This window comes from Arthrobacter sp. UYNi723 (assembly GCF_054057635.1).
Map to the genome: position 1 here is coordinate 1 of NZ_JBSRZM010000061.1, position 5356 is coordinate 5356.

Here is a 5356-nt window from a genome sequence, read left to right on the forward strand (position 1 = left end):
TGCCGAGAAGAACGCCAAGAAGGCTGCTGCGGCAGGCACCGAGCACTAACGCCCGCAGCGCACTGAAACTGGCGGCCGCCCCGACGACGGGGCGGACACCAGTCGGCGTACGTGCACCAACGCATCGCCGACACCTGCTTCAGGTTCCGCGCTCTACGATCTATGGCCACCCCAATAGTCAACGGGCCAAGTTTGGGGAAAAACAAAACCCCCACTTCCCTTTGTTATAAGGGAAGCAGGGGCCTTGCCAATTGGCGGTGACGGTGGGATTTGAAACCTTTCCCCTGCCATAGCTGGCAAGGGAAACTGCTAGATTACGGGGATTTAGCAGTACATGGATAACCATAAATCACGCCTGATGTGGGCAAAATGTGGGCAGGATGTGGGCGGCGTCTTCTGCGGACCTCTTGCGGACTTTCTGCGGACTGGGCCCATAGGATGCTAGATCTTCTAGTCGGTGGGCTGGGCGTTAATCCACGCTTGTACTGCATCCCGGTGGTATCTGACGAGTCCACCGATGCGGCGGAACTCGGGCCCCTTGTTGCTACTTCTCCAGTTGGCGATTGTTCCTGGCGATACTTGCCACGCTCGAGCTAAGTCCTCGGGGGTGAGCCATTCGACGTCAGCCTCCGGCGGCAACGCCGAGAGCACGGCAGGGCTTGCATGACCATCCTGATTGCTGATGGAATCCTCGCCCCCAGGGGTGTGCAGCGGCGGCAGACCCTTATCGTCGTCCTCCAAGGTGCTCACCGCCCGGTGGCCGCCCTTCGGCTCCGCCGGCAAGTCGTCCAACCACTGGGCAAGGTCCTCAACGCGGATGACCCCCTTGGTGTTGGCATAGCGAGCAAGCAGGTTGCCCCTTGCTACTTGGTCCTTGAGTGTCCGAACGCTGTACCCGCAAGCCTCGGCCGCTTCCTCGAATGTAAGAGCCAGTTTCGGAATTGTCATGGCCTCAATAGTAGTGAGGCCATATGGTCGGCTGATGAGCTCAATACAAATGCTTACAGCCGCGGAACTGGCTACCCGCCTGAACGTCTCCCCTGACACGGTCCGCCGCATGTGCAACTCTGGCAAGTGGCCCCACAGCAGGATCGGCCGGCTCTACCGCTTCACGGAAGAGCACTACGAGGCCATCATCGCGACGCCGGAAGAGCCCGAGCATTGGACCAAAGAACGACAGGGAGCCGTCGCTAAAGCGCTGCGGCAGTTGAGATGAGCCGCCCCGGCTCCGGTTATCGGTCCAGTCTCTCCTGTGCCATTTGCGTCGGGCTCGAGCTGGTGGGTGCGACAATCGGCCGTCGATCTATTTAGCACGCCTGTGCTGTTTCCTGCCCGGGGTGTTCATTGCCTACAGTCCATGGTTAGATCAGCGCATGGGGATCAAATTGGGGAAAAACGGCAAACTTCCGGGCGACGCTATTATCGGCATGGGCATAATGTTCTGCTTCCTAAGCTTCGCGCTCTATGTCATAACCGCGCTCAACGGCGTACCAAACGGGCTGATATTTACCGGCGGCGGCATTCTTGGGCTGCTCATCATTTGCGTGGGCTACCTGAAACGGATATCGGCGGCGCTCATGGCTTCATCTGAGGTTGCCGTCGCGGCGCACGGCGGCGGGCACTAGGAGCAACTGCAAGGAAAGGCCCCGGCCGGGACTATTCCCGGCGGGAGCCTTTTCCTGAATCTACGTTAGTTGAACGGCTCGTGGTCCTTTAGCCGTAACGCGTTCAGGTCCTGCCCAATTGCCAGTAGCGCCTTGATTTGTACAATCTTTAGCTTCTGGTCAACCGTGAGGCTGTCCTGGCTAACCGATTGCTGCACGTCCTCGAGGCCGGTCAAGGCCTCGTACCAATAGTTCATGGTTCCCCCTCTAGCAGAATGAGTGTGAACCACCAGCCTAACCACAGCGGCTAGCCATTAGTGCCTCCCGAAGTCCTGGGGCCGGAATGATCCGTCAAGGATCGCCGCCCATGCCGCCGGCGACTCTTCCCGGCCGTACATCCGGCCGCCGGGCAGCCTCACGCGGCGGCAAACTCCGCCGCTAAACCAGCCCCGGACCTCGCCCCAGGGGAAATCCAGCCGTTGCTGAGTCACGCGGTTAGGGTCATCGGCGCCCGTGAATACGGGCGCCACAACCGCCTGCCGGGCAAGCCTCCTACTGCTCATGACGGACAACCCAACCAAGAGCGAGCATTCCGGCCGGCGTGAGCCCTAGCTGGCCTCCTAGGTGCCTCATCTCCTGGGCCTGCCACGCGGATGCGGAGCTGTCGTAAACGGCGACGGCATGGCAGATGTAGGCGGCAACGGCAGGGATAAACGAGTCATCCCACTCGTTCGCCTGCGGGCTTTTCCACAGATTCCGCCATAATTTCTTCTCTTCCGGGCTCCAATCGCGCGTTTTCGGCAGTGATGGAACGGGAAGTGAGCAACCCTCCGCGGGCAACTCGATAAGCCCGGAACGCACGCCGGGGCTGCGATGACGGGAGTTTGGCTTGGTTGGGTTCGCTTTTGGGCCTGGCATTCAACCGGCCTCCTTCTGTGTTGAGTCCATCTGCTTTGAAAACACTCTTTCGCTCTCACCGTCGGTGGTTAGGGGGCGCCTTTTCCGGGTACTCCCCCTGGCATGGGGTCGGTCGTAGTTGTCAGTCGTAGAGGTGTGCACGTTTGCCGGCTGCTGACCTGTTGCATTTGTTTGCGTGTTCAGGGCCGCGGTACACGCTGCGGTCGTCGTCGTCGTGTCCGAGATCAAACGATTCACTGGCCGGGATGATCTCGCTGCACCTCCAGCATGTGAGCGTGCCTGCTTGATGCTCTGGGATGAATGCCTTGCGCAGTGATCGGTGCGCGTTGTCATAGCCCCTTGCTTCGCGTGAGCCTCGTGCCTTATCGGCTTCACGAGCATGTGCTTTGCATAGTCTTGTCGCGGTGATCGCGGGGCAACCAGGCTTGGAACAAACCTTCATTGCTCTAGGCATTTTGACTCCTGTCTGGTTTATGACGGCGCCGTGTTCACTCCGCGACGGGATGAACACGGCGCCGTCGGTCATGGTGGTTAGCGCTGGGCGATCATGGCCTGGCGGGCTGCGACTTCGAAGGCGAGCGGGTCGTTAGCTTTCGTCTCCGCGATGCGTGCGGCTTCGGCTGCGTCCCGCTCCTTCTCGGTCCGGGTCTGTGCCGTCTTGGCCAGTGCTGCGGCTTCGGTCCCGGTGTTGAGGTGGAGCGTGTAGCCGGCGCGTGCGAGGTTGTGGAGCCCGTCGCCTAGTCCGGTGTACTCGGCTTCCGCTTCCCATAGTTCGGCCTGGTTGAGCGCTCCGGTGATGTAGTGGAGGTAGGGGCTTGAGTGGTCCCGCTCTGCTTCGGCGATGATGGCGCGTGCGTTGCGGATCTCGGCCATGGCGCTCCGTGCCGTGGACAGGTTCCGCCATGCGTCTACGGCTTCGGGTCCGGCGTTGAGGATGGTCCGTTCGTTGGCGTCGTGGGCGAAGTGCTGGCCCGCGGTGTTGATGGTCTTAGCTGCCTCGCTGAACGGGGCGCGGAGGGCTTCCACAAGGCTGTCAGCGTTGGCGCGGAGGGCGCCGTAGTACATGGTGTTGATGGCTGACTGTGTGGCTTCGGCTGTGGAGTGGATCCGTTCGGCGGCCATGACGGCGACGGCTGCTTCGGTGAGTTTGGCGCCGATGTTCTTTGCGGTGATGGTGCCGGCGAGGATCCCATCATTCAGTTCGGCGCTGGGGTTGGTGCTGGTTGCTGCGAGCGCGGCGGCTGCGAGGGCTGTGGCGTCCTGGCAGGGCTTGGGGAGGTCGATGTTGAGGGCGGCGAAGGTGCGGTCAATACGGCGGATTTCGTGGAACATGGTTTCTCCTAGAGTTCGTTGGTGATGCCGAGTGCGGCTGTGATGTTGGTTAGTAGTGCGTCTGAGTTCAGCGCAGGGGGTTCAGTGGTCACGGCTGGCGCTTCCGCTTCCGCTTCCGGTTCCTGGCACTGGTGGGCTTGTCCGTTAAGGGTCTGGTGCATGATGAGTTTCAAATCGCACCGGCAGGGGGTGGCGGTCATGGTGTTACTCCTTGGCTGTGCTGTTCGACTGAATCCACGATGAAGTTTGAGATACGGATTGCGTCGTCAAGGGTGAGTAGGGCGCATAGGAACTTGTCCCGGAAGATTGCTACCGCTGGCTCTATGCCGTTTGGTCCGTCCATGAACGCGGCCTTAGCGTGAGTCAGTGATGAGCTGGAGACGTTCTGCCAGTAGAGATCTCGGCGACCTATGAATCTCATGCTGTTTCCTTTCCGGTGAGGTTGAGGGTGTAGCCCCTGGCTTTGGTGCCGGGGATGGTTCCGCGTGTTGCGCCTATGGATTCGTAGAGGTGCTGGGCGGTGGTCATGCTCTCCAGGGTTGCCCCTACAAGGGCTGTGACGCCTTGGCGTTGGCAGTACGATGCGAACGTTAGGAGCATGGCCTTTCCGATCCCGCGGCCCTGGTATACGCGGTCTACTGCAAGCCGTGAGACTTCCATCTGTCCGGGGCGGGCTAGGCGCCCGTAGTAGGTGCCGGCGGGGGCTGCTGTGAGGGTGGCAGCGATGGTGCCGTGATTGAGGACCACGATCACTAGCGCGTCTTCGCTGCGCTCCGTCACTGTTGCGGTGCTTTCGCTCGCCAGGATTCCGGCCATGGGATGGGCGTTGTTGAGTAGTCGGGCGATGGCGGGGAAGTCGCCAGGTGCGGCGGGGCGGAGTTCGAGCCCTTGGGTGCTCATGCGTTCACCGCTTCGAGTAGTGCCGGGATGGCGGTCTGGGGGAAGACAAGCTGTGTGAGTGCGCCGCTGGTGAATGCTTCCGTGCTGGGGATCTTTCCGGCCGTGGTGATGAATACCTGCTCGGTGTCATTGTCGTTCCGTAGCCGGATGAATGCTGCTTGGCGGCGGAGTACCGTTTCGTAGTTCATGGTGTTGCGGTCGTGGCCGTTGATGATTTCGCCGTAGTGTCCGGGGGCAATGGCCGTGATGGTTTCGTGCATGTTGATGCATGAATCAGTGGTGCGGATCCCGGCGGCGGCGAGTGCGGAGAGTAGCGGGTGTAGGTCTGCGTCTACGTCTACTGTCAGGTGCTCTGCCGTGGTCAGGGTGAGCGCGGGGTGAACCTCACTGTGACGCTGGCACACTTCACAGTCGCATTCCCGGATGCTCGGCATGACGGCCTGGGCGGTGCGGAGGATTGCGTCTGACTGCTGTTCGGTGAACTGCCATTTGACCGATTCGGGGTCTTGTTACTCGTCGCGTTATTTGCCGATGTCGGCGTCGGTTTCGGTGACAACGGGCCGGGCATGGAAATGCCCCGCCGGAGGGTTTCGGCGGGGCAT

At 61.0% G+C, this 5356-nt stretch carries 9 protein-coding genes; 2 read left to right on the top strand and 7 right to left on the bottom strand.

Going from position 1 to position 5356, the window contains the following annotated elements:
* Positions 1–450: 450 nt before the first annotated feature.
* Positions 451–948, bottom strand: coding sequence for a helix-turn-helix domain-containing protein (locus ACVWY0_RS21980; protein ID WP_485838581.1), 498 nt, complete (start codon positions 946–948; stop codon positions 451–453).
* 34 nt (positions 949–982) lie between these two features.
* Here ACVWY0_RS21980 and ACVWY0_RS21985 point away from each other — a divergent pair, with 34 nt between their 5' ends.
* Both ACVWY0_RS21985 and ACVWY0_RS21990 read left to right on the top strand, forming a co-directional pair.
* Positions 983–1216, top strand: coding sequence for a helix-turn-helix domain-containing protein (locus tag ACVWY0_RS21985; RefSeq protein ID WP_485838582.1), 234 nt, complete (start codon positions 983–985; stop codon positions 1214–1216).
* A gap of 157 nt (positions 1217–1373) precedes the next feature.
* Entirely contained in the window at positions 1374–1625 is a 252-nt protein-coding gene (locus ACVWY0_RS21990; protein ID WP_485838583.1) for a hypothetical protein, read from the top strand.
* 65 nt (positions 1626–1690) lie between these two features.
* On the opposite strand, the gene ACVWY0_RS21995 is transcribed toward ACVWY0_RS21990, so the two are convergent.
* From ACVWY0_RS21995 to ACVWY0_RS22020, 6 genes are all read right to left on the bottom strand, one after another.
* Positions 1691–1861, bottom strand: coding sequence for a hypothetical protein (locus ACVWY0_RS21995; protein WP_485838584.1), 171 nt, complete (start codon positions 1859–1861; stop codon positions 1691–1693).
* 295 nt (positions 1862–2156) lie between these two features.
* Entirely contained in the window at positions 2157–2522 is a 366-nt protein-coding gene (locus ACVWY0_RS22000) for a phage terminase small subunit (RefSeq protein ID WP_485838585.1), read from the bottom strand.
* A 531-nt stretch (positions 2523–3053) separates the two neighbouring features.
* On the bottom strand, positions 3054–3854 hold the full coding sequence (locus ACVWY0_RS22005) for a hypothetical protein (RefSeq protein WP_485838586.1): 801 nt from the start codon (positions 3852–3854) through the stop codon (positions 3054–3056).
* 8 nt (positions 3855–3862) lie between these two features.
* Entirely contained in the window at positions 3863–4054 is a 192-nt protein-coding gene (locus ACVWY0_RS22010; RefSeq protein WP_485838587.1) for a hypothetical protein, read from the bottom strand.
* Between the two features lie 217 nt (positions 4055–4271).
* Positions 4272–4754, bottom strand: a complete 483-nt coding sequence (locus ACVWY0_RS22015) for a GNAT family N-acetyltransferase (RefSeq protein WP_485838588.1) — start codon at positions 4752–4754, stop codon at positions 4272–4274.
* Positions 4751–5188: a hypothetical protein gene (locus tag ACVWY0_RS22020; RefSeq protein WP_485838589.1), complete on the bottom strand. Its 438-nt coding sequence runs from the start codon at positions 5186–5188 to the stop codon at positions 4751–4753. Before ACVWY0_RS22020 ends, ACVWY0_RS22015 begins: the two co-directional genes overlap by 4 nt.
* Positions 5189–5356 lie beyond the last annotated feature (168 nt).